Origin of the sequence: Chromohalobacter sarecensis (genome assembly GCF_023061135.1) — a bacterium.
Taxonomy (GTDB): domain Bacteria; phylum Pseudomonadota; class Gammaproteobacteria; order Pseudomonadales; family Halomonadaceae; genus Chromohalobacter; species Chromohalobacter sarecensis.
This window is the reverse complement of record NZ_JAKGAN010000001.1, coordinates 427,694-449,164: the sequence shown is the minus strand read 5'-3', so window position 1 is coordinate 449,164 and position 21,471 is coordinate 427,694. Positions and strand designations below refer to the sequence as shown.

Sequence of the window (21,471 nt, the reverse complement as noted above, 5' to 3'; positions counted from 1 at the left end):
GTCGATAGACTCGAGCTCGTAGCTCAGGCTAATGCGACTTGCGAACCCGCAAATACCACTCCGACAGCAGGCGTACCTGCTTCTCGGTATATCCCCTGTCGACCATGCGCGCCACGAAGTCCTCATGTTTCTTCTGATCCGAGGTCGAGGCCTTGGCGTTGAAGGAGATGACTGGCAACAGCTCCTCGGTGTTGGCAAACATCTTCTGTTCGATCACACCCTTGAGCTTCTCGTAGGACTGCCAGCTGGGATTCATGCCGTTGTTCTGGGCACGTGCGCGCAACACGAAGTTGACTACTTCGTGGCGGAAATCCTTGGGGTTGGAAATGCCTGCAGGCTTCTCGATCTTCTCCAGCTCTTCGTTGAGCGCCTGGCGATTGAACAACTCGCCGGTCTCGGGATCGCGATACTCCTGATCCTGAATCCAGAAGTCGGCATAGATGACGTAACGATCGAAGATATTCTGCCCATACTCGCTGTACGACTCGAGATAGGCGGTCTGAATTTCCTTGCCGATGAAGTCAACGTAACGCGGCGCCAGGTACTCCTTGATGAACCGCAGGTAGCGTTCGAAGGTTTCCTTGGGCAGTTGCTCCTGCTCGAGACGCTGCTCCAGCACATACAGCAAGTGCACCGGATTGGCGGCGACTTCGTGGGTATCGAAGTTGAAGACCTTGGAAAGGATCTTGAAGGCGAAACGCGTCGACAGGCCCTCCATGCCCTCGTCGACGCCGGCCGCATCGCGGTACTCCTGAAGCGACTTGGCCTTGGGGTCGGTATCCTTGAGGTTTTCGCCGTCATAGACCCGCATCTTGGAATAGATGCTCGAATTCTCGGGTTCCTTGAGGCGCGATAGCACCGAGAACTGCGCCAGCATGCGCAGTGTATCCGGCGCACAGGGCGCGGCATTCAGCGATGAATGCTCGAGCAACTTCTTGTAGATGTGGATTTCCTCGCTCACGCGCAGGCAATACGGAACCTTGACGATATAGACGCGATCCAGGAAGGCTTCGTTGTTGCGGTTATTGCGAAACGTCTGCCACTCGCTCTCGTTGGAATGCGCCAGGACGATACCGTCGAAGGGAATCGCCCCCATGCCCTCGGTGGGGTTGTAATTACCCTCCTGCGTCGCCGTCAGCAACGGATGCAACACCTTGATCGGCGCCTTGAACATCTCGACGAATTCCATCAGCCCCTGGTTGGCCTTGCACAGGCCACCGGAGAAGCTGTAGGCATCCGGATCGTCCTGGGAATAGAGCTCAAGCTGGCGAATGTCGACCTTGCCCACCAGCGAGGAAATATCCTGATTGTTCTCGTCACCGGGCTCGGTCTTGGAGACGGCGATCTGATTGAGGCGCGACGGATAGAGCCGCACGACACGAAACTGCGAGATGTCGCCGCCGTATTCCTGCAAGCGTTTGGCGGCCCAAGGCGACATCACCGCACTCAGATGGCGCGGCGCGATGCCGTATTCCTTCTCCAGCAATTCGCCGTCTTCTTCCGGCGAGAACAGTCCCAGCGGCGACTCGAAGACCGGCGAACCCTTGATGGCGTAGAACGGCACATGTTCCATCAACAGCTTGAGCCGTTCGGCCAGCGAGGATTTACCGCCACCTACCGGCCCGAGTAGATACAGAATCTGCTTCTTCTCTTCCAGCCCCTGCGCGGCATGCCGGAAATACGCCACAATCTGCTCGATGGCCTCTTCCATGCCATAAAATTCGGAAAACGTCGGATAACGACGGATGACCTTGTTACTGAAGATACGTGACAGCCGCGAGTCCTTGGCGGTGTCAATGACCTCCGGCTCGCCGATCGCCTCGAGCATGCGCTCAGACGCGCTCGCATAGACACTTGGCTCCCGGCGGCAGAGTTCCAGATACTCCTGAAGACTCATCTCCTCTTGCTGAACGCGCTCGTAACGGTTCTGAACATGATCGAAGATACTCATCAAACGCCTCCTTTCACGACCCGGGGCCGCTCATCGGATTCTGGGCTGTCTATGTATCAGCGTAGACGGATGGAGAAGAAAGGGGCGATGCGAAACGTATTTCCTTTCAACGCAGCGGCACGGCCCTCGACATGAGAGCCCATAAACGGCCATTGGTTCGTTGAAATCCGCAAACGGCGGGAAAGGCGAGAGCACATCGATGCCCTCGCCCTGGCACTCGATCAGGCAGCAGACAATGCATCGCGCGCATCGTCGATCAAGCGATCGAGCAGCGCTTGCGTGGTATTCCAGGCACAGACGAATCGCGCACCGCCCGCGCCGATGAAGGTATAGAACGTCCAGCCGCGCTGGCGCAGTGTCTCGAGGACCGCGACGGGCAGCGTCACGAAGACGCTATTGGCCTGGGCGGGGAACATCAGCTCGGCCCCCGGCAAGGCGGCAAAGCCCTCCGCAAGATATCCCGCCATAGCGTTGGCATGCTCGGCATTACGCAACCAGGCACCGCTTTCCAGCAGGCCCAGCCAAGGCGCGGCGATGAAACGCATCTTGGAGGCCAACTGCCCTGCCTGCTTGCAGCGGTAGTCGAAGTCTTCCGCCAGGGCGTGGTTGAAAAAGACCACCGCTTCGCCCATCGGCAAACCATTCTTGGTCCCCGAGAAGCACAGCGCATCGACGCCGACCTGCCAGGTGAGCTCCGCCGGCGTGGCCCCGAGCGACGCACAAGCATTGGCAAAGCGCGCCCCGTCCATATGCACGTGCAGACCATGTTTATCCGCCATGGCACGAATCGCCATCAGCTCATCGCGGGTATACACGGTGCCGACCTCGGTGGCTTGGGTCAGCGAGATCGTGCGCGGCTTGGGGTAGTGAATGTCGCTGCGCCGCGTCACCAGTGATTCGATGCCCTCGGGCGTCAACTTGCCATCCGCACCGGAGCATGTCAGCAGCTTGGCACCGTTGGAGAAGAACTCCGGTCCGCCGCATTCGTCGGTTTCGATATGCGCCAGTTCGTGGCAGATGACGCTATGATAGCTCTGCCCCATCGAGGCGAGTGTCAGCGAGTTGGCGGCGGTGCCATTAAAGACGAAAAACACCTCACAGTCGTAGTCGAAGAAACGGCGAAAACGGTCGGCAGCTTTCTGGGTCCAGGCATCGTTGCCATAGGCGAGATCATCGCTTTCGTTGGCGCGCAACAGGTAGTCGAGCGCCTCGGGGCAAATGCCGGAGGTATTATCGCTGGCCAGAAAAAGCGGCGTACAGTCGGATTCCATGCCTTATTGTCCTCATGTGTGGCGAGAAGAAAGACGCTTGAAACGTAACGCCAGGTACCGGGTGCCAACACCTGCCGTTAACCTGCAAAAAATTGCGTCTCGATCCAGTCTACTCATCGCCGCTTCACATCGGAAGCCCGCTAGTGAACACCTTCTTATACACGCACTTTCTTAGAGGGGGAGTTACAAAACGGGCGAGCGAAGTCCTTTTGTAAACACCCTCTTATATATGTGCCGCCAGACGGGTACCCTGATCGATGGCCCGTTTGGCATCGAGCTCCGTCGCCTCCTGTGCGCCCCCGATGACATGCACCTCGCAGCCGGCTACCGTCAGCGGCGCCTCGAGATCCGTCACCGATACCTGACCGGCACACACCACCACCGTCTCTACCTCGAGGCATTCTTGTTGGCCGTCATGCATGATATGCAGCCCCGCAGCGTCGATGCCGAGATACTCGCAGCCACTCAGCATGCGCACCCCGCGCTGGCGCAACGCAGCCCGATGCACCCAGCCGGTGGTCGTGCCCAGCCCCTTGCCAGGCTTGCTGGTCTTGCGCTGCAGCAGCGTCACTTCACGGGGCACCTGCGGCGCTTGCGGTGCCACGAGACCGCCCCGCGCCGCCAACGACAGATCGACGCCCCACTCGGCGCACCACGTCTCGCGATCCAGTGCGGGATGCTCGGCATGGGTCAAGAGCTCCGCGACATCGAAGCCGATCCCACCCGCGCCGATGATCGCCACGCGCTCGCCGACACGCTCGGGGTGCATGATCGCCGTGGGATAGTCCACCACACGCGGATCCTCGCTACCCGGCAACGACAACGCCCGGGGCGCGACTCCCGATGCCAGCACCACGACATCGAAGGCCTGCAAGCGTTGCGCCTCGGCCGATGTATTCAGGCACACCGTCACATCCAGCGCCTCGAGCATGCTGCGGTAATAGCGCAGCGTCTCGCGGAATTCTTCCTTCCCGGGTATGCGCTGCGCATAGCGGAATTGCCCCCCGACCTCGGCCTCGCGTTCGAACAGCGTGACGCGGTGGCCGCGCTGCGCCGCCGACACGGCGGTCGCCAGTCCCGCCGGACCAGCCCCGACCACTGCGATATCACGCGGCGTCGCCACGGGCGCGAGCGTCAATTCGGTCTCGTGACAGGCACGTGGATTGACCAGGCAGGAGGTCAACTTGCCCTGGAAGGTATGGTCCAGACAGGCCTGGTTGCAGGCAATGCAGGTATTGATGAACGCCTCGCGTCCTTCGCGCGCCTTGGCCACCCACTCAGGGTCGGCGAGAAAGGGGCGCGCCATCGAAACCATGTCGGCGTGCCCTTCGGCCAGCACGTGCTCGGCCACCTCGGGCATATTGATGCGGTTGGTGGCAATCAACGGCACCTTGAGCACTTCACGCAGGCGCCGCGTGACCTCGGTGAAGGCCGCCCGCGGCACGCTGGTGACGATGGTCGGCACCCGCGCCTCATGCCAGCCGATTCCGGTATTGATCAGATTGGCGCCCGCCGCCTCGATCGCACGTCCCAGGGCCACGACCTCGTCGTGGCTGCTGCCGTCCTCGACCAGGTCGATCATCGACAGCCGAAAGATGATCAAAAAGTCATCGCCCAACGCCTGTCGAATGCGGCGCACGATCTCCACCGCGAAGCGCATGCGGTTCTCGAATTCCCCGCCCCACTCGTCGTCGCGGTGATTGGTACGCCGGCACAGGAACTGATTGATCAGGTAGCCTTCCGAACCCATGACTTCGACGCCGTCGTAACCCGCCTCGCGAGCCAGTTGGGCGCAATTGACATAGGCCTTGATCTGCTCCGTCACCTCGTCGCCGCTCAACGCCCGGGGTGTGTACGGATTGATCGGGGCCTTGAGCGCCGAGGGCGCCACCAGGGCAGGCGAATAGGCATAACGCCCGGCGTGCAAGATCTGCATGCAGATATGGCCACCCTCGGCATGTACCGTCTGAGTCACCTGTCGGTGCGCCTCGACTTCTTCCGGCTCGCTCAATTTGGCGGCGCCTTCGAACACTGCGCCCTCGGGAGTCGGAGCGATGCCGCCGGTGACGATCAACGAGACACCCGCGCGTACCCGCTCGGCATAGAACGCCGCCAGACGCGCGAAGCCGTCGGGAGCCTCCTCCAGATTGGTGTGCATCGAGCCCATCAGGATGCGGTTATCGAGCGTCACGGGCCCCACGGCCAGCGGGCGAAAGAGATGCGGATACTGAGTCACGGCGCGTCCTCGCTTGCACTCGGCTTTAAACCACCATACATTTTCAAACAACTGTATGAACATTGTAACGAAGGCGTCACGGGAGGCAATCCCGACCAAGGGCGCAGACATGACTGCCCTCTCACGCTAGACAAGCGAGACCCGAATGGATTATCAGAGCTCTCGACACCGCATCCCCGTCGCTGGCGGCGGCGAACTGAATCTTACCCGCTTCCAGCCCGAACGCATCCACGGCCTACCCATCCTGTGCTGGCATGGCGCCATCGAGTCGGGGCGCATTTTTCACAGCCGTAGCGGCAAGGGGCTGGCGCCCTGGCTTGCCCGGCAGGGGCATGACGTCATGGTGATCGATCAACGCGGTCGCGGCAGCGCCTCACCGCGCCCTGCGCGTGGCGTTTCGTTCTCGCAGCGCGCGGTCATCCTCGATGAAGTCACCGCTGCTCTGGCCGCCTGCCTGGGGCTGAGTGGCCAGTCACGCTGCCATGTCATGGCGCATTCCTGGGGTGGCGTCTTGATCGCCGCACACCTGGCGCGCGTCCCCAGTAGTCGCGAGCATATCGCCAGCCAGGTCTATTTCGGCACCAAGCGCCAGGTGCGGGTTCAGAATCCCAGCAAATGGCTCTATATCGATCTGATCTGGAAGGGGCTCGCACCGCTGGCCCGAGGTCTATGCGGCTACCTGCCGGCGCGTTCACTACGCTGGGGCAGTGACGACGAATATGCCGCCAGCCACGCGGACAGCGTCGCCTGGGTGCGCGAAACACCTTGGCGGGACGCCGAGGATGGCTTCGATTATGCCGCCGCCCTGGCGCAGGGAGGATTGCCGCCCACACTGCATCTCGCCGGTCATCGCGACCAGGCCCTAGGGCACCCCCGAGACGTGGCACGCTTCGTCGAGGAATGCGGCCCACACCGGCATGCACTACGCGTGCTGGGACGTGAGAACGGTCAGGGGCGAGATTACGCGCATCTGGACATGCTGACGCACCCCGGCGCCGTGGAAGACGTCTACCCGCAGGCACTCGCCTGGTGCCAGGCACATCAGGACGACACGGTCTTGGATGAGGAAAACACTGAGGAAACAGCGCGATAGGGGGCATCCGCGCATGAAGCAGGAAGGCCCAAACGACAAAACCCCAAGTCAATGACTCAGGGTTGGCCGATGGCGATCGTGGCGGACCGGACGGGACTCGAACCCGCGACCTCCGGCGTGACAGGCCGGCATTCTAACCAACTGAACTACCGGTCCGCATTGTCCGATTTTATTCGGATTGGTGGGTGGTACAGGACTCGAACCTGTGACCCCCAGCATGTGAGGCTGGTGCTCTAACCAGCTGAGCTAACCACCCGGATCGCATACTGCTTGGTACTGCATGTTGCTTCTACATGCCTTGTCGTCAATGACGCTTCGGCAAGGAAATCGTGGCGGACCGGACGGGACTCGAACCCGCGACCTCCGGCGTGACAGGCCGGCATTCTAACCAACTGAACTACCGGTCCGCTGAATACAACGCTAACCACACATTGTCGGATTTCCGATGAAGAACTGGCGGACCGGACGGGACTCGAACCCGCGACCTCCGGCGTGACAGGCCGGCATTCTAACCAACTGAACTACCGGTCCGCTACATTCTTCTTTACGTGTCCCCACTACTCGAAACACATTTCGCGCAATGGTGGGTGGTACTGGGCTCGAACCAGTGACCCCCAGCTTGTAAGGCTGGTGCTCTTCCAACTGAGCTAACCACCCCTGGTCACGTGGCGCTGAATTCTACAGACAGAGCGTGGAAAGTCAACCGATTATATTCATCGGATTCATTCACTTGCCTGCATGGCGACGGTCACCATGCGCGCTGCTTCCTCGATCAACGCCGCCTGATCATGCCCAGCTCGCCGTCGCGGCTGCCAGTCATGATCGCCATCGTCGAGAAAATGCACGTGTGCCGTCGCCGGCAAGGCGTATTCACGGACCTCACTCTCACCTCCGAACGGGTCTCGCGTGCCCTGGAATACCCAGGTGGGGCAGGCCAGATCCGGCCAATGCGCCAGCCGCGTGCGCTCAGGCTTGCCAGGCGGATGAAACGGATAGCCGAACAGCGCCAGGCCCGCCGATTGATCGCATGCCGCCAGCAGACTCGCCACGCGCCCGCCCATCGACTTGCCGCCCAGCCACAACGGTGGTGACGTTGCGTCGGCAAGCGGCGTCAACGCGTCTCGCCAGGCGGCCAGCTCGTCGACCAGGCTCTCGACACGCGGCGGCGGACGCCGGCGACTTTCATGCCATATCCGCTGCATGTAGGCGAAATCGATGGCCCAGACCTGCACGCCATGCAGCGCCAGCGCCTCACGCAAGCGCTGCATGAAGAGCGAGGTCTGCCCTGCCCCTGCGCCATGGGTCAGCAGCAAGCGCCCCACACGCGGCATGCCACGTACTTCCAGAGGGCCTAGGTCGTCCAGATAAAAATACTGCGCCGCGACGCCCGGCGATACACCACTCTCTTGCAGTGACGTCAGCGAGCGTGGCGTCGCGGCATAGGCATGCTCGAAGTTCATATCAGCCGTGACTCATTGGCAGGCAGGGTGCGTCACGCCTCTCGCGCCAGCACATCGAACGCCTCGATGCGCTTATTCTGGAATTCGCGTTGCTTGTCTTCCAGTCCCTCGAAATCGAAGAGGTTGCGGTCGGCCAGCTGCGACGGCGCCACATTGGTGATCGACTTGAACATCGTCTCCAGACGCCCGGGGTGTTTCTCTTCCCACTCCGTAAGCATCTCCTTGACCACCTGACGCTGAAGATTGGGCTGCGAACCGCACAGATTGCAGGGGATGATCGGAAACTCGCGCCACTCGGCGTACTCGGCAATATCGGCCTCACGGCAATACGCCAAGGGCCGGATAACGACATTCTTGTTGTCGTCGGAGAGTAGTTTGGGGGGCATCGACTTGAGCGTGCCACCGAAGAACATGTTGAGGAACAACGTCTCCAGCATGTCCTCGCGGTGATGACCCAGCGCGACCTTGTTGGCGCCGATCTCCTCGGCGAATCCATAGAGGGTGCCACGCCGCAGCCGCGAGCAAAGCGCGCAGGTGGTCTTGCCTTCCGGGGTTTTCTCCTTGACCACCGAATAGGTATCACGCTCGACGATGTGGTAAGGCACGCCCACGCCATCCAGGTATTCGGGCAGCACGTGCTCGGGAAATCCCGGCTGCTTCTGGTCGAGATTGACGGCCACCAGCTCGAACGAGACCGGCGCGTTACGCTGCAGGTTCATGAGGATATCCAACATGGTGTAGGAATCCTTGCCGCCGGAGAGACATACCATGACCTTATCGCCGTCACGGATCATCCCGTAGTCGACGATGGCGTTTCCCACCTGGCGCCGCAGGCGTTTTTGCAACTTGTTGAATGCCAGTTTGTCTTGGCCGGTGAGTGCGTGCATGACGATAGCGCTTTGACCTGCCGTAGTGAATGAACCCCCTCATATTACCACCGCAGGTCATCGCGACGAAGTCTCAAACCTGGTCGCTCAGGCACTGAGCGCACGTCGGTGACACAAGCGCAGGTACATTAGCGCCGTGGTCACGGCATCACCCAATGCCGTATGACGCCCCATGACCGGTACGCCCAGAGCTTCACTCATGGCCTCGAAACGCATATCCGGCTCGATATCCGGCTGCACGCGTCGGCGTTCACGCGCATATAGCCGGCAGACGTCCAGCGTTCGATTGGGCAGATCGAATCCCGTGCGCGGGCGCAGGTGGCGATTGATGACTGCCATGTCGTAATCGATGCACCAGCCGACCAACGGACGATTGCCGATGAAGTCGAGCAAACGGTCGAGCGCATCACCCAACGCCTCGCCGCCCCATAGATCGACGCCACGCAAGCCATGAATGCGGATGGAGTCGCCCGATAAGCTCTCCGGTCGCTGCAGGCGCAGGTCCAACGACTCGCTGGTCAGCACGCGGCCATCGCGCACCTTGACCGCCGCCAGCGCTACTAACTCCGCCCGCCGTGGGTCGAGATGGGTCGTCTCGCAGTCCAGAGCGATGACCTCACTGCCGCCATACGGCTCGAAGCGCCAGGCATGATGCCCGCCCAGTTGGCGGCGCCGATCACCGGCACGACGTAATGCTTTTATCATCGCAACCTCCTGTATGCTTCTGACGATGGCCCGTGTGGTTTGATTCGACCGTTCGTGGCCCTTGGCTGACGAGCACCTCAATACTCGAGATGAAAGCGCTGCGACAAGCGTTGCTTGAATTCCTTGACCGTATGCAACGCCTCGCGCAACAAGTCACGTTCGAAGCCACTGAGACGCTGAACGACCACGCGATTGGGCTCCTGCGACGTGTCGTTTCCCTCCAGATTTTCCAACTGCTGGCGCAAGCGCAGCTCGGAAAACAGCGCCATGGCTTCGCCCAGGTCGTCAGCGAAGGGCCGGTCAAGGCGCCCGTCGTCGACCAGGGCCTCGAGACGCGCAAACGTCGAGGTAGCCGCGATACGCCGCTCCAGTGCCAACGTGCGCACGCCATGCACGATGGGGAAAAGCCCCCCTTTCTTGATGTCAATGCCATGCTCCGGGCGCTTGAGCGTGCCGAACAGGGTCAACGGCGTGGAATAGCGCAATACGCCCCGAGCGAAGTACGAGAGCAGCAACTCATCGTGGGAGCCGCGCGCAAACAGGTGCTCGCGCAAGCCTTCGAGCAAGCTCGCGTTGCCGGCGATGGCATGGGCGTCGAGCATGATGGCGAGATTCATCAACGCATCCGGATCGCGGCTCGAGGCCCAGCGAGCGATCTTGCCTCGCCATGCCGACTCGCTCGCCACCCACTGCGGATTGGAAACCATGATGTTACCCGGACACGGCGGATAGCCGAGCCTGCCCAGTGTGTCGGTCAAGCTGCCCATGGCCGCTTCGATACCCGGCCAATCGCTGCCATCGGCCAGGATCAGCGCATTGTCCTGATCCGTCTTGAGGATCTGTTCGCCACGCCCTTCGCTGCCCATGACCAACAGGCACGATTGCTCCCGTTGCGTTTCGGGCATCAGGAAACGAAACGCCTTATGCATGATGCGCCCATTGAGCGCCGCCATGAGCTCCATGGCGAAACGCAGCTTCACCCCTTGCGCCATCAACGCCTGGATCAGTTGTGGTAGATCCGCACTGGCACACGCCAGGCCATCGATATCCTCGGCTTGTTCGATCTGCAGGCTGACGACATGCGCACGGCTCGAGAAATAGCCCAGAACGTCGGTCAACTCGACGACACCCACCGCCTGCGCGCCCTCCATGACCACGACACGCGCGACCTCGTGACGCGTCATGCTCACCAGTGCGGTAAAGAGGTAGTCATCGGCATGCGAGGTGATCAGCGTGAAATGCGCGATACCGCCTACTTCGGCTGTTTGCGGCAAGCCTTGCTGAACCAGCGCATCGAGAAGATCGGTCTTGGTCACCATACCGCAGCGCCCCGCATGACTGACCAGCAAGCTGTCGGCATGACACTCGCGCAAGTGCGTGACGGCCTCGGCAATCGTGGTGCGCCCCTCGATCACGACGGGCTCGCGCATGCACTCCGCCACCCGTGCCAGCATGAAGCGCGCCATGCTCATGCCCCCTTCCGCCCGCCGCTGGAGCACATGGCGCGCCTTTTCGGCCAGGTGCTGACGGAAGTAATCATCGAAGGCGGGGTAGGCGCTGCAGATGTCTTCGAAAAGCCAGCGGGGCAGTAAATAGCAAAGGCTTTCCTGCTCGGCCTGAAATCTATAGCGGCTCGTACCGTTAAGGATGCTGATCGCCCCGAACAGATCGTCCGCCGTGTAATGGCCGATACGCTGCTCTCCCTCGCTAGCGTTGAGGTCGAGCTCCGCCACTTCGCCCTTGTGAATCAGGAATACATGCTCACCGCGTTGACCGGCATCGAGTATGACCTCGCTCTCATTGAAATACGCGAGATCGACTCCGTCCCGGACGCGCTGCCGTGCTTTTTCATCGAGCAGATTGAATGGTGGCTGCGAGAGATTGATATCGACCATGGTAGTACCCTCGTCCTGTGCCGACCCTGGCACGACTTGGTGTCATCATCACCGCCTCATGTTCCTTATACTTTTCGGTAACACGGCCGAAAGATGCTTATCATATTACGCGTTCGAGAGTAGCAAAGCTGACTTTTATTACGACACATAGACTATCGTTCTACGCTTAGATCGCACCAAAAAAACAGCCATTGACTGGCGCTCCACAACACATGTCACGTCTTTTTAATAAGCCTGCTACAAATTCTCGAGCGCCCTTACAACCTCATGAAAACCATGAAATTTAAAAAAATTACTCTTTAAACTAATGGCTTGATACCAAAGTATGGGATTCTTTTTTCCGCATCATTGGTCACTATCATCGTCAGGCTATTCAGAGCAATCCCAGGTAGATAACACGCAACGGACAGCGCCGTCATTATCGATAAAAGTCTAGCGCCACTATCGTATCAATGACGTTACCCCAAAGAGTGTTCTATACCTGCGATTGCTTTGAAGCGTCTCGCACACTCTCATCACAACGCCAACATATCCCTACCAGTGGAGAGCGACACCATGGCTGATGAAAAATCCAATGCCGAAGCTTACTGGAAAGCCAACGTGCGACTTATCATCGGTTGCCTGATCGTCTGGGCACTGGTGTCTTACGGCGGCGCCATCCTATTCCGACCATGGCTATCCGGTATCCCCATCGGGGGGACCGACCTGGGATTCTGGTTCGCTCAACAAGGCTCCATCCTCACCTTCGTCGCCCTGATTTTTTTCTATGGCTGGCGAATGAACAAAATCGATAAAAAATTTGGCCTGGAGGAGTAAGCCATCATGAGCCAATTCGCCATCAACTTGCTGTTCGTCGGCGCCTCCTTCGTACTCTACATCGGCATCGCGATCTGGTCGCGAGCCGGGTCGACCAAGGAGTTCTATGTCGCCGGCGGGGGCGTACATCCAGTCACTAACGGCATGGCAACCGCCGCCGACTGGATGTCCGCCGCATCTTTCATTTCCATGGCCGGACTGATCTCCTCAGGCGGCTATGCCAACTCTACCTTCCTCATGGGCTGGACCGGCGGCTTCGTCATCCTGGCCATGCTCTTGGCGCCGTACCTGCGCAAGTTCGGCAAATTCACGGTACCGGACTTCATCGGCGACCGTTTCTACAGCCGCACGGCGCGTGTCATTGCCGTGGTCTGTCTGATCGTCGCCTCGGTGACGTATGTCATCGGTCAGATGACCGGGGCCGGGGTCGCATTCTCACGCTTCCTCGAGGTCAGCAGTACTGCCGGCATCTGGATCGCTGCGGCCATCGTCTTCCTGTACGCGGTCTTCGGGGGCATGAAAGGCATCACCTACACTCAGGTGGCGCAATACATCGTGCTCATCGTCGCCTACACGATTCCGGCGGTGTTCATCGCCATGCAACTGACCGGCAACCCGATTCCCATGTTCGGCCTGTTCAGTACGCATAGCGAATCCGGCGTGCCGCTACTCGAAAAGCTCGATGACGTCGTCAACGCGCTGGGCTTCCAGGACTACACCGCTGATGTCGACAACAAGCTCAACATGGTGCTGTTCACCCTATCGCTGATGATCGGTACCGCGGGCCTGCCCCACGTCATCATTCGCTTCTTCACGGTGCCCAAGGTCGCCGATGCACGCTGGTCGGCCGGCTGGGCCCTGGTGTTCATCGCGTTGCTGTACCTCACGGCACCCGCTGTGGCGTCCATGGCGCGCCTCAATCTGATGACCACCGTCTACCCCGAGATGGCCGGTCAGGTCGAGAACTACGACGCCGCCGCCGACAACGCCCTGCAATACGAGGATCGTCCCGGTTGGTTCCGCACTTGGGAAGAAACCGGCCTCATCAATTTCGAGGACAAGAACGACGACGGCCGCATCCAAGCCTACAACGATAGTAATGAAGGCTTTGCCGATACGGCACAGCAGCGTGGTTGGGAAGGCAATGAGCTGACGGTCAACAACGACATCCTGGTACTCGCCAATCCGGAGATCGCGAACCTGCCACCTTGGGTCATCGGCTTGATTGCCGCCGGGGGTATTGCCGCTGCGCTCTCCACGGCAGCTGGGCTATTGTTGGCGATTTCCTCAGCGATCAGTCACGACCTGATCAAGAACACCATCAATCCCCGCATCACCGAGAAAGGCGAGATGCTCGCGGCCCGCATCTCGATGGCCGGCGCCATCCTGGTGGCGACCTACCTGGGGCTCAATCCTCCGGGCTTTGCCGCACAGACCGTGGCCTTGGCCTTCGGCATTGCCGGCGCCTCGCTGTTCCCGGTGTTGATGATGGGTATCTTCTCTACTCGGATGAACAGCGCCGGGGCGGTCTGTGGCATGTTGGCCGGCCTGCTTAGCACGTTGCTGTACATCTTCACTTACTTAGGCTGGCTGTTCATTCCGGGCACCAACATGCTGGCCAATACGCCGGAGAACTGGATGCTCGGCATCTCACCACTCTCGTTCGGGGCTGTGGGGGCGATCATCAACTTCGCAGTGGCCTTCGCGGTCTCCCGGGTCACCAAGGCACCGCCGCAGGAGATCCAAGACTTGGTACAGAGCGTGCGTTATCCGAAAGGCGCTGGCGTCGCCCACAACCACTAAGCCATAATGACGCGGCCCGGTACGCCGGGCTGCAGACAACCCTCTCGCTCGGGCTTCCTCAGGGAAGCCCGAGCGCTTTCAGGAAAGACGTCCATGATATGGCACTTGATAGCAGCGCTTTTCGCCGGACTCGGCACCGCCGGTATCGGCCTGCTGCTGCGTTTCATCAGCGCTAAGCGCCTGCCGCGTTGGATCGTTCCGGCACTGGGCGGCCTCGGCATGCTTGGCTACCAGGTCTATTACGAATACAGCTGGCTGTCGTTCAAGCAACAGCAACTCCCCGACTCGGCTGAAGTCGTCGATGTCGAATACGGCTCGATGCTATGGCGTCCCTGGACTTACATGTACCCCATGCCCGTTGCCTTCGAAGTCATCGACCGCGATCATCTTAGTGCTACCGAGGCCGACGGAGAGCGCATGGTCGAGTTCTTCCTCTACCGCTTCGAGAAGCAAGTCGCGGACCGTGTAACCCATCAGGCCTACCTGATGCACTGCGACGCACGGGAATGGGTGCCATTAGTCGGCAATGAGCGCCAACCGGACGCCTCCGCGCTGCACGAGATTGGCGCCGACACCCCGCTTTACCAGGCTTTGTGTGAAACGCCCCGAGCGTAAGGACGACTGACGCGCACCAGTGGATTAGCCTAGAATGGCCGCAGACATAGGGGAGAGAGCATGTTTGCTGGCTGGCTACTGATCGTCGTATCGCTGATCTACATCGCCGTATTGTTTGCCATCGCCTGGCGGGGCGACAGCCAGGCCAAGCGCCATGGACCGGGCAGGCGACGCCCCATCGTCTACAGCCTCGCGCTGGCCGTCTACTGTACGTCGTGGACGTTCTATGGTGCCGTCGGCGAGGCTGCCACGTCGGGCTGGTCCTTCGCCAGCATCTTTTTCGGCCCGATCCTGACCTTCTTGCTGTTCTGGCCCGTGCTGGCCAAGATGATCCGCGTCGCCAAACGCCAGAACGTCACCTCGATCGCCGACTTCATCGCCTCGCGCTACGGCAAGACCCAGTCGTTGGCGGCATTCGCCAGCCTGGTGGCCTTGATCGGCACGCTGCCCTACATCGCCTTGCAGCTGAAGGCCGTGGCCTCGGCATTCACCGTATTGACCGACAGCGCCGACCTGACCCGCGCGCCTGTGTTCGGCGATACGGCCTTCTATATCGCCGCCGTCATGGCGTTGTTCGCGATTCTCTTCGGAACGCGACATACCGATGCCACCGAGCATCATGAGGGCCTGATTCACGCCATCGCCTTCGAATCGGTGGTCAAGCTACTGGCGTTTCTGGTGCTCGGTGCCTATGTCACTTGGGGTATGTTCGACGGCCTCGGCGACCTGTTCGGCCGCGCCGATACCTATCTGGAACTGCAGCGCCAACTGACCGAGCAGGATTTCGGCCGCGGCTTCTGGGCACAGACGCTTCTCGCGATGCTGGCCATCTTCTGTCTGCCCCGCCAGTTCCACCTCGCCGTGGTCGAAAACACCCACGCTGACGACGCCAAGCGCGCCCGCTGGCTATTCCCGCTGTATCTAGCCGCCATCGGTTTCTTCGTGCTGCCCATCGCGGCGGCGGGGCTGACGATATTCCCCGAGGGCGACGTCAATCCCGACACCTTCATGCTTGCGCTGCCCATGGCCGGCGGCAGTGAATGGCTGGGGCTACTCACCTTCATCGGCGGACTCTCGGCGGCCACCGGCATGGTCATCATGGCGGCTGTGGCGGTATCGATCATGATCTCCAACGAGATCATCATCCCGCTGTTGTTCCGTCTACGCTGGTTCGTCACCGAAGGCGACTACGCCAAACTGGTACTCCGTGCACGACGCGCGACCATCGTCGTCATCCTGCTGCTGGCCTATATCTTTTATCGCCTGATCGCCGAATACAGCACCCTGGCCTCGACGGGCATGCTGTCGTTCGCGGCGGCCGCCCAGTTCGCGCCCGCCTTGCTGGGCGGGCTTTACTGGAAGCGTGGCAACCGTCTCGGTGTCATCGCCGGCATGAACGTCGGTTTCGCGGTGTGGGCCTACACACTGCTGCTGCCGGCGCTGGTGCAGGCCGAATTGCTGCCGGTGACCTGGCTGACCAGCGGCCCCTTGGGGCTCGACTGGCTGGCACCCACGCACCTGTTCGGGCTCAACGTCGGTGATAGCTTCACTCACGGCGTCATGTTGTCCTTGGGGCTCAACCTGTTCGGCTACATCTTCGTCTCGCAGATCACCCCGCAACGCGTCGTCGAACGCATCCAGGCCTCGCTGTTCGTGGATAGCGTCGAAACCCGACAGACCTCGGTCAACCGCCCCTGGACCGGCGCCACCACGGTGGGCGATCTCAAGGTCCTCTGCGAGCGCTTCCTGGGTACCGGCCAGGTACAGCGCGCCTTCGAGGACTACTCCCGGCGTGGCGGCCAGTCCGTGGACGACAATACCCGCGCCTCGATCGACGTCATCCAGTTCACCGAACGGTTATTGTCGTCGGTACTCGGGGCGTCCTCGGCCCGCATCGTGGTCAATTCGGCGCTGCAAGGGCGCGGCATCGGTATTTCCGATGTCATCTCCATCGTCGACGAAGCCTCGCAGGTGCTGGAGTTCAACCGCGCTCTGCTGCAGGCGACCATCGAGAACATCAACCAGGGCATCAGCGTGATCGATCAGAACGCGCGCCTGGTGGTCTGGAACCAGCGTTACCTAGAGCTGTTTCGCTTCCCCGACAGCTTGATCCGGGTCAACGCGCCATTCGACAAGATCCTGCGCTACAACGCGCATAACGGCGAATACGGCCCCGGCGACCCCGAGGAGCACGTCGAGCTCTTGATGGATAACATTCGCCAGGGGCAACCGCATCGCTATGTGCGTTATCGCCAGGATGGCACCGTGCTCGAGGTCCAGGGCAATCCCATGCCCGGCGGCGGCTTCGTCTACACCTATCAGGACATTACCCAGCAAAAACGCACCGAAGAGGCGTTGATCCGCTCCGAAAACAACATTCGCATCTACACCGACAATGTGCCGGCGCTGATCGCCTATTTCGACAAGGAATGCCGTTACCTCTTCACCAACCGTGCCTATGAAGCGGCGATGGGCATCGACCGCAACGAAGCGATCGGCGAACGCTTCGACCACGTCATGCCTGCCCAGGTCATCCGCGAGCGTTCGCCGTGGATGCATCGTGTTCTGGCCGGCGAGCGAGTGAGCTTCGAAATCTCCCAGGACGACGGCGACGGCGGCGTGCGTTACATGCTGGTGACCTATACGCCCCACTTCGGCGAAGGTGAAAGCGTGCTCGGGTTCTTCGCCCTCTATCAGGACATCACCGAGCGCCGCCTGGCCGAAATAGCCCTGCGCGAGACCAATGAAAACCTCGAGGAACGCGTCCGCGAGCGGACCCAGGCGCTGTCGGAGGCCAACGCGGCCCTGCGCCAGGAAAACCGCGTGCGCGCCGAGGCCGAGTCGGCGCTGCGCCAAGCCAAGCAGGTCGCCGAGGAGGCCAACGCCTCGAAAACACGTTTTCTGGCTGCCGCCAGCCATGACCTGCTCCAACCGCTCAACGCCGCGCGTCTGTTCACCTCGGCGCTGGGGCAGCAGGTCGAGGCCGACGAGCTGCGCCATACCATCGGCCATATCGACAACTCGCTACAGGCTGCCGAAGAGCTTTTGAGCACGTTGCTCGACATCTCCAAACTCGATGCCGGCGCCCTGACACCTCGTCGCACGCAGTTCCCGCTGACCGACGTCCTGCGCCCGCTGCGCGCCGAGTTCGAAGTCATGGCCACGGATCGCGGGCTCGACCTGGATGTCGTCGCCACCGGCACCTGGGTGGACAGCGACGCCCAGATGCTGCGCCGCATCGTGCAGAATTTCCTCTCCAACGCACTGCGCTATACCCAGCAAGGGCGTGTGCTACTGGGTTGTCGGCGCAAGGGCGATCAACTGAGCATCGAGGTATGGGATACCGGTCCGGGGATTCCCAAGGCCAAGCAGGCGGAAATCTTCCAAGAGTTTCGTCGCCTCGATCAAGCCTCGCGCCACAAGGAAAGCGAGAAAGGGCTGGGCCTAGGGCTATCCATCGCCGACCGCATGAGCCGAGTGCTCGAGCATCCCATCAAGGTTCGCTCGTGGGAAAACGTCGGCACCGTGTTCTCAGTCTCGGTGCCCCGGGTCGAGGGACACCAGCAGGAGAAAAGCGACGAGGATACGCCCACACGGCGTCCCGGCAACAAACTCGCAGGCGCCAGGATCCTGTGCATCGACAACGAGACACTGATTCTCGAGGGCATGAAGGCGATGCTCGATGGCTGGGAATGCGAAGTCTTCACTGCTACATCCATCGGTGGCGCCAAGTCGGTGTTGCGCCACCTGGAGAGCGACCCCGAGGCGATTCTCGCCGACTACCATCTGGACAACGAGGTCACCGGGTTGATGGCCCTGGAAGCGCTCGAGGAACTCTGTGAGGGCCCCGTTCCAGGTATCGTGATCACCGCTGACCGTACTGACGAGGTCGCCGAGGAGATTCGCCGCAATGGCTACCAGTTGCTGCTCAAGCCGGTGCGCCCCGCTGCATTGCGAGCGCTATTGACACGCACCTTGCAAGCCAACCGCGCCGCTCGCCAGGACCGCTAGCGTGTCGGGGTCGACGACAACCGGATGCAATTAATAGTCAAACTCAATCGTCGCCTGGCACAACGGCTATTGGTCAAGCCAAGGTCTCTAAGTTAACCTTCAGACATTCGATTAACCATGGTTAACTTAGAGTCGCTACCATGCTGAGTATGATTTCCGACAGCGCGATCCGCGAACAAGCCGCATCGACCCTCAACGGCAAGTCCCGACGCTGGGGCTGGACAGCCTTCTTCGGCCCCGCACTGATCGCGGCAGTGGCTTATATCGACCCCGGCAACTTCGCCACCAACATCGAGGCGGGTTCGCGCTACGGCTATACCCTGCTGTGGGTAGTGCTCGTCGCCAACCTGATGGCCATGCTGATCCAGACCCTGTCGGCACGCTTGGGGCTCGCCACCGGGCGCAACCTGCCCCAGGTGATTCGCGCGCGCTATCCGCGTCCTGTGGTCTGGTGCTATTGGATACAAGCAGAGGTCGTGGCCATCGCCACCGATCTCGCCGAATTCCTGGGGGCGGCGCTGGCCTTCAATCTGCTGTTTGGGCTATCGCTGATGGAAGGCGCATTGCTCACCGGGGCGATCACCTATCTGGCGCTGCATCTCTACCGTTACGGTTTCCGGCTCATGGAAATCATCATCGGCGCCATGATCCTCGCCGTAGCGGGCGGATTCATCCTCGAGCTAATGCTCAGCCGGCCGGAAGCGACGCCGCTGCTCGAAGGTTTGCTGATCCCCGGCTTCCCGGATAGCTATTCGCTCTATCTGGCAGCGGGCATCCTCGGCGCCACAATCATGCCGCATGTCATCTACCTGCACTCGGCACTCTCGCAGCAGCGGATTCAGGTGAAGGACGACGCCCATCGATTGCGCTTGATGCGTTACTACCGCCTCGATGTCATCATCGGCATGGCCATTGCCGGCATGATCAATCTCAGCATGCTGGCCATGGCGGCGGCGGCCTTCAATGCCAATGGCCATCTTGATGTCGCCACCATCAGTGACAGCTATAAATTGCTGGCGCCGATGCTCGGCCAGGTTACGGCCAGCCATGTCTTCGGCGCCGCCTTGCTGCTCGCTGGCCTGTCATCGTCCATCGTCGGTACACTCTCGGGGCAGGTGATCATGCAAGGCTTCATGGCCTTCACGATCCCCCTTTGGCTACGTCGTCTAGTGACCATGTTGCCGGCGCTGGTGATCATCATGCTCGGCGTGTCCGAGCAGAAAGCCCTGGTCGCCAGTCAGGTGATTCTCAGCTTTGGAATTCCGTTCGCACTCATACCACTGCTTTTTTTCACCGCCAATCGCCGTATCATGGGCAACCTAGTCAATCACAGATCGGTAACCGTGGTAGGCGGTATCGTGTGCACGTTGATCGTCGCCCTCAACGCGTACGTGCTATTTTCTACGCTCACGGGACACTGAAAGCAGGGGTTGCATGAAGTCTCAGCCCAAGCACGAATATTTCAAACGCGTCCGGCAGGATCATCAGACCGAACTGGTCGAGGATTATGTCGAGGAAATCGCGCACCTGCATACGCAGCTGGGTGAAGCACGTGCCAGCGATCTGGCCGAGTGTTTCGGCGTCAGCGCGGCGGCGGTGTCGAAAGTCATTGCACGCTTGAAACGCGACGGGCTTGCCGTCGCTCGCCCCTACCGCGGGATCTTCCTGACCGACGAGGGAGACGCGCTCGCCAAGCGCGTCATGGCACGCCACCGAGTGGTACTCGATGCCTTGCGGGCGCTCGGCGTGCCCGAGGAAGTCGCGCGTGCCGACTCCGAGGGCATCGAGCATCACTGCAGTGAGGAAACCGTGAACGCCATGCGCGATTTCCTGGACCGCCAGTCACCTTCATAAACCACCTGGCATGGCCCTGAGCGCGCACTACGCAGATAGCAGATACGAAGAAGCCGCTCCCATGCTGACGGGAACGGCTTCTTGTCTCTCACGTGGCCTCTTATGATGCCGCCAAGGACAGCCTAGGACTCGACCTTGGGCGGCTCGACCTCGAGTTTCTGCGCGGCGATGACCGCCTGAGTGCGCGAATGCACGCCCAGTTTGCGGAGAATCGCCGTGACGTGCGCCTTGATGGTCGCCTCGGACACATTGAGTTCGTAAGCGATCTGTTTGTTGAGCAAACCTTCGTTCAACATGTTGAGCACCCGGAACTGCTGCGGTGTCAGCGAAGCGATGGCCTCGGCGAAGCGCGCTTCATCTTCATTCGATTCTCCGAGAACCTTGGCCATCTCCTCGGGCAACCAGACCTCTCCCTCGAGCACTTGGCGGATCGCCTCGGCGATCACATCCAGCGATGAGGACTTGGGGATGAAGCCCGACGCACCGTAGTCGATGGCCCGACGCACCACCGGCGGCTCCTCGCTGCCCGAAATGACGACCACGGGCACCTCGGGCGACTGACCGCGCAACTGAATCAGCCCCGAAAAGCCATGCGCACCCGGCATGTGCAAGTCGAGCAAGATAAGGTCGGCATCAGGATGACGCATCACCATGTCGGTGGTCGCCTCCATGGTATCGGCTTCGACGATCTCCGCCTGTGGCGCTACTTGGCGCAACGCCTGGTTGAGCGCGGCACGAAATAGCGGGTGGTCATCGGCGACGATGAATTTCTGGGCAAAAGCCATTGTGTCTCCTCCGGATCCCCCTGGAGCGAACGGTCGTGCCGCGATTGTCATCGGCAAGCATCAGGTTCACTTCTTGTTTTCAGCATGTT

Annotated in this window: 14 protein-coding genes, 5 tRNA genes and 1 pseudogene; 7 read left to right on the top strand and 13 right to left on the bottom strand. The window is 60.7% G+C overall.

The genetic code is table 11. From position 1 onward, the window contains the following. Positions 1-28: 28 nt before the first annotated feature. The 3 genes from L1071_RS02040 to L1071_RS02030 form a co-directional block, all read right to left on the bottom strand. Positions 29-1,951 carry a PrkA family serine protein kinase gene (locus L1071_RS02040; RefSeq protein ID WP_246968077.1) on the bottom strand — a complete coding sequence of 641 codons (1,923 nt, stop codon included), beginning with the start codon at positions 1,949-1,951 and terminating at the stop codon, positions 29-31. A 221-nt stretch (positions 1,952-2,172) separates the two neighbouring features. Further along, positions 2,173-3,222 (bottom strand): threonine aldolase family protein, encoded by a 1,050-nt coding sequence (locus tag L1071_RS02035; RefSeq protein ID WP_246968075.1) that lies wholly within the window; start codon positions 3,220-3,222, stop codon positions 2,173-2,175. A gap of 223 nt (positions 3,223-3,445) precedes the next feature. Next, complete coding sequence (locus L1071_RS02030) at positions 3,446-5,458, bottom strand: FAD-dependent oxidoreductase (RefSeq protein WP_246968073.1); 2,013 nt, start codon at positions 5,456-5,458, stop codon at positions 3,446-3,448. A 145-nt stretch (positions 5,459-5,603) separates the two neighbouring features. Here L1071_RS02030 and L1071_RS02025 point away from each other — a divergent pair, with 145 nt between their 5' ends. Beyond that, entirely contained in the window at positions 5,604-6,551 is a 948-nt protein-coding gene (locus L1071_RS02025; protein ID WP_246968071.1) for an alpha/beta fold hydrolase, read from the top strand. 79 nt (positions 6,552-6,630) lie between these two features. Here L1071_RS02025 and L1071_RS02020 read toward each other — a convergent pair. The 9 genes from L1071_RS02020 to L1071_RS01980 form a co-directional block, all read right to left on the bottom strand. After that, positions 6,631-6,707, bottom strand: a tRNA-Asp gene (locus L1071_RS02020). A gap of 23 nt (positions 6,708-6,730) precedes the next feature. After that, positions 6,731-6,807: transfer RNA gene (locus tag L1071_RS02015), tRNA-Val, on the bottom strand. A 74-nt stretch (positions 6,808-6,881) separates the two neighbouring features. After that, positions 6,882-6,958: transfer RNA gene (locus tag L1071_RS02010), tRNA-Asp, on the bottom strand. Positions 6,959-7,005: 47 nt separating this feature from the next. After that, a tRNA-Asp gene (locus L1071_RS02005) sits at positions 7,006-7,082 on the bottom strand. A gap of 50 nt (positions 7,083-7,132) precedes the next feature. Then, positions 7,133-7,208 (bottom strand) — tRNA-Val (locus L1071_RS02000). Positions 7,209-7,273: 65 nt separating this feature from the next. After that, the gene (locus L1071_RS01995) at positions 7,274-8,011 is read right to left on the bottom strand and encodes an alpha/beta family hydrolase (protein ID WP_246968069.1); all 738 of its coding nucleotides are present in this window, start codon (positions 8,009-8,011) and stop codon (positions 7,274-7,276) included. A 32-nt stretch (positions 8,012-8,043) separates the two neighbouring features. Next, positions 8,044-8,898: a tRNA 2-thiocytidine(32) synthetase TtcA gene (ttcA, locus tag L1071_RS01990; protein WP_246968067.1), complete on the bottom strand. Its 855-nt coding sequence runs from the start codon at positions 8,896-8,898 to the stop codon at positions 8,044-8,046. Between the two features lie 87 nt (positions 8,899-8,985). After that, a complete protein-coding gene (locus tag L1071_RS01985) occupies positions 8,986-9,603 on the bottom strand; it encodes a 3'-5' exonuclease (RefSeq protein ID WP_246968066.1) in 618 nt (205 codons plus the stop codon). Positions 9,604-9,680: 77 nt separating this feature from the next. Beyond that, complete coding sequence (locus L1071_RS01980; protein ID WP_246968063.1) at positions 9,681-11,498, bottom strand: DUF294 nucleotidyltransferase-like domain-containing protein; 1,818 nt, start codon at positions 11,496-11,498, stop codon at positions 9,681-9,683. A 555-nt stretch (positions 11,499-12,053) separates the two neighbouring features. On the opposite strand from L1071_RS01980, the gene L1071_RS01975 reads away from it, so the two are divergent. The 6 genes and pseudogenes from L1071_RS01975 to mntR all read left to right on the top strand — a co-directional run. Further along, entirely contained in the window at positions 12,054-12,314 is a 261-nt protein-coding gene (locus tag L1071_RS01975) for a DUF4212 domain-containing protein (RefSeq protein ID WP_246968060.1), read from the top strand. Between the two features lie 6 nt (positions 12,315-12,320). Further along, entirely contained in the window at positions 12,321-14,117 is a 1,797-nt protein-coding gene (locus L1071_RS01970) for a sodium:solute symporter family protein (protein WP_246968057.1), read from the top strand. Positions 14,118-14,210: 93 nt separating this feature from the next. After that, a complete protein-coding gene (locus L1071_RS01965; protein WP_246968055.1) occupies positions 14,211-14,732 on the top strand; it encodes a hypothetical protein in 522 nt (173 codons plus the stop codon). Positions 14,733-14,792: 60 nt separating this feature from the next. Continuing rightward, positions 14,793-18,743 carry a hybrid sensor histidine kinase/response regulator gene (locus tag L1071_RS01960; RefSeq protein WP_246968053.1) on the top strand — a complete coding sequence of 1,317 codons (3,951 nt, stop codon included), beginning with the start codon at positions 14,793-14,795 and terminating at the stop codon, positions 18,741-18,743. Positions 18,744-18,883: 140 nt separating this feature from the next. Then, positions 18,884-20,164: an Nramp family divalent metal transporter gene (locus L1071_RS01955; RefSeq protein ID WP_246968051.1), complete on the top strand. Its 1,281-nt coding sequence runs from the start codon at positions 18,884-18,886 to the stop codon at positions 20,162-20,164. 10 nt (positions 20,165-20,174) lie between these two features. Continuing rightward, a pseudogene (gene mntR, locus L1071_RS01950) lies at positions 20,175-20,597 on the top strand (manganese-binding transcriptional regulator MntR); the annotation flags it as partial. A 122-nt stretch (positions 20,598-20,719) separates the two neighbouring features. On the opposite strand, the gene L1071_RS01945 reads toward mntR, so the two are convergent. Next, positions 20,720-21,382: a response regulator gene (locus L1071_RS01945; RefSeq protein WP_246968047.1), complete on the bottom strand. Its 663-nt coding sequence runs from the start codon at positions 21,380-21,382 to the stop codon at positions 20,720-20,722. Between the last annotated feature and the right edge of the window lie 89 nt (positions 21,383-21,471).

Coding starts and splice junctions, on each gene's coding strand:
- L1071_RS02040 (WP_246968077.1), bottom strand. CDS start 1,951: ATGAGTATCTTCGATCATGTTCAGAACCGTTACGAGCGCGTTCAGCAA.
- L1071_RS02035 (WP_246968075.1), bottom strand. CDS start 3,222: ATGGAATCCGACTGTACGCCGCTTTTTCTGGCCAGCGATAATACCTCC.
- L1071_RS02025 (WP_246968071.1), top strand. CDS start 5,604: ATGGATTATCAGAGCTCTCGACACCGCATCCCCGTCGCTGGCGGCGGC.
- L1071_RS01995 (WP_246968069.1), bottom strand. CDS start 8,011: ATGAACTTCGAGCATGCCTATGCCGCGACGCCACGCTCGCTGACGTCA.
- ttcA (WP_246968067.1), bottom strand. CDS start 8,898: ATGCACGCACTCACCGGCCAAGACAAACTGGCATTCAACAAGTTGCAA.
- L1071_RS01985 (WP_246968066.1), bottom strand. CDS start 9,603: ATGATAAAAGCATTACGTCGTGCCGGTGATCGGCGCCGCCAACTGGGC.
- L1071_RS01980 (WP_246968063.1), bottom strand. CDS start 11,498: ATGGTCGATATCAATCTCTCGCAGCCACCATTCAATCTGCTCGATGAA.
- L1071_RS01975 (WP_246968060.1), top strand. CDS start 12,054: ATGGCTGATGAAAAATCCAATGCCGAAGCTTACTGGAAAGCCAACGTG.
- L1071_RS01970 (WP_246968057.1), top strand. CDS start 12,321: ATGAGCCAATTCGCCATCAACTTGCTGTTCGTCGGCGCCTCCTTCGTA.
- L1071_RS01965 (WP_246968055.1), top strand. CDS start 14,211: ATGATATGGCACTTGATAGCAGCGCTTTTCGCCGGACTCGGCACCGCC.
- L1071_RS01960 (WP_246968053.1), top strand. CDS start 14,793: ATGTTTGCTGGCTGGCTACTGATCGTCGTATCGCTGATCTACATCGCC.
- L1071_RS01955 (WP_246968051.1), top strand. CDS start 18,884: ATGCTGAGTATGATTTCCGACAGCGCGATCCGCGAACAAGCCGCATCG.
- L1071_RS01945 (WP_246968047.1), bottom strand. CDS start 21,382: ATGGCTTTTGCCCAGAAATTCATCGTCGCCGATGACCACCCGCTATTT.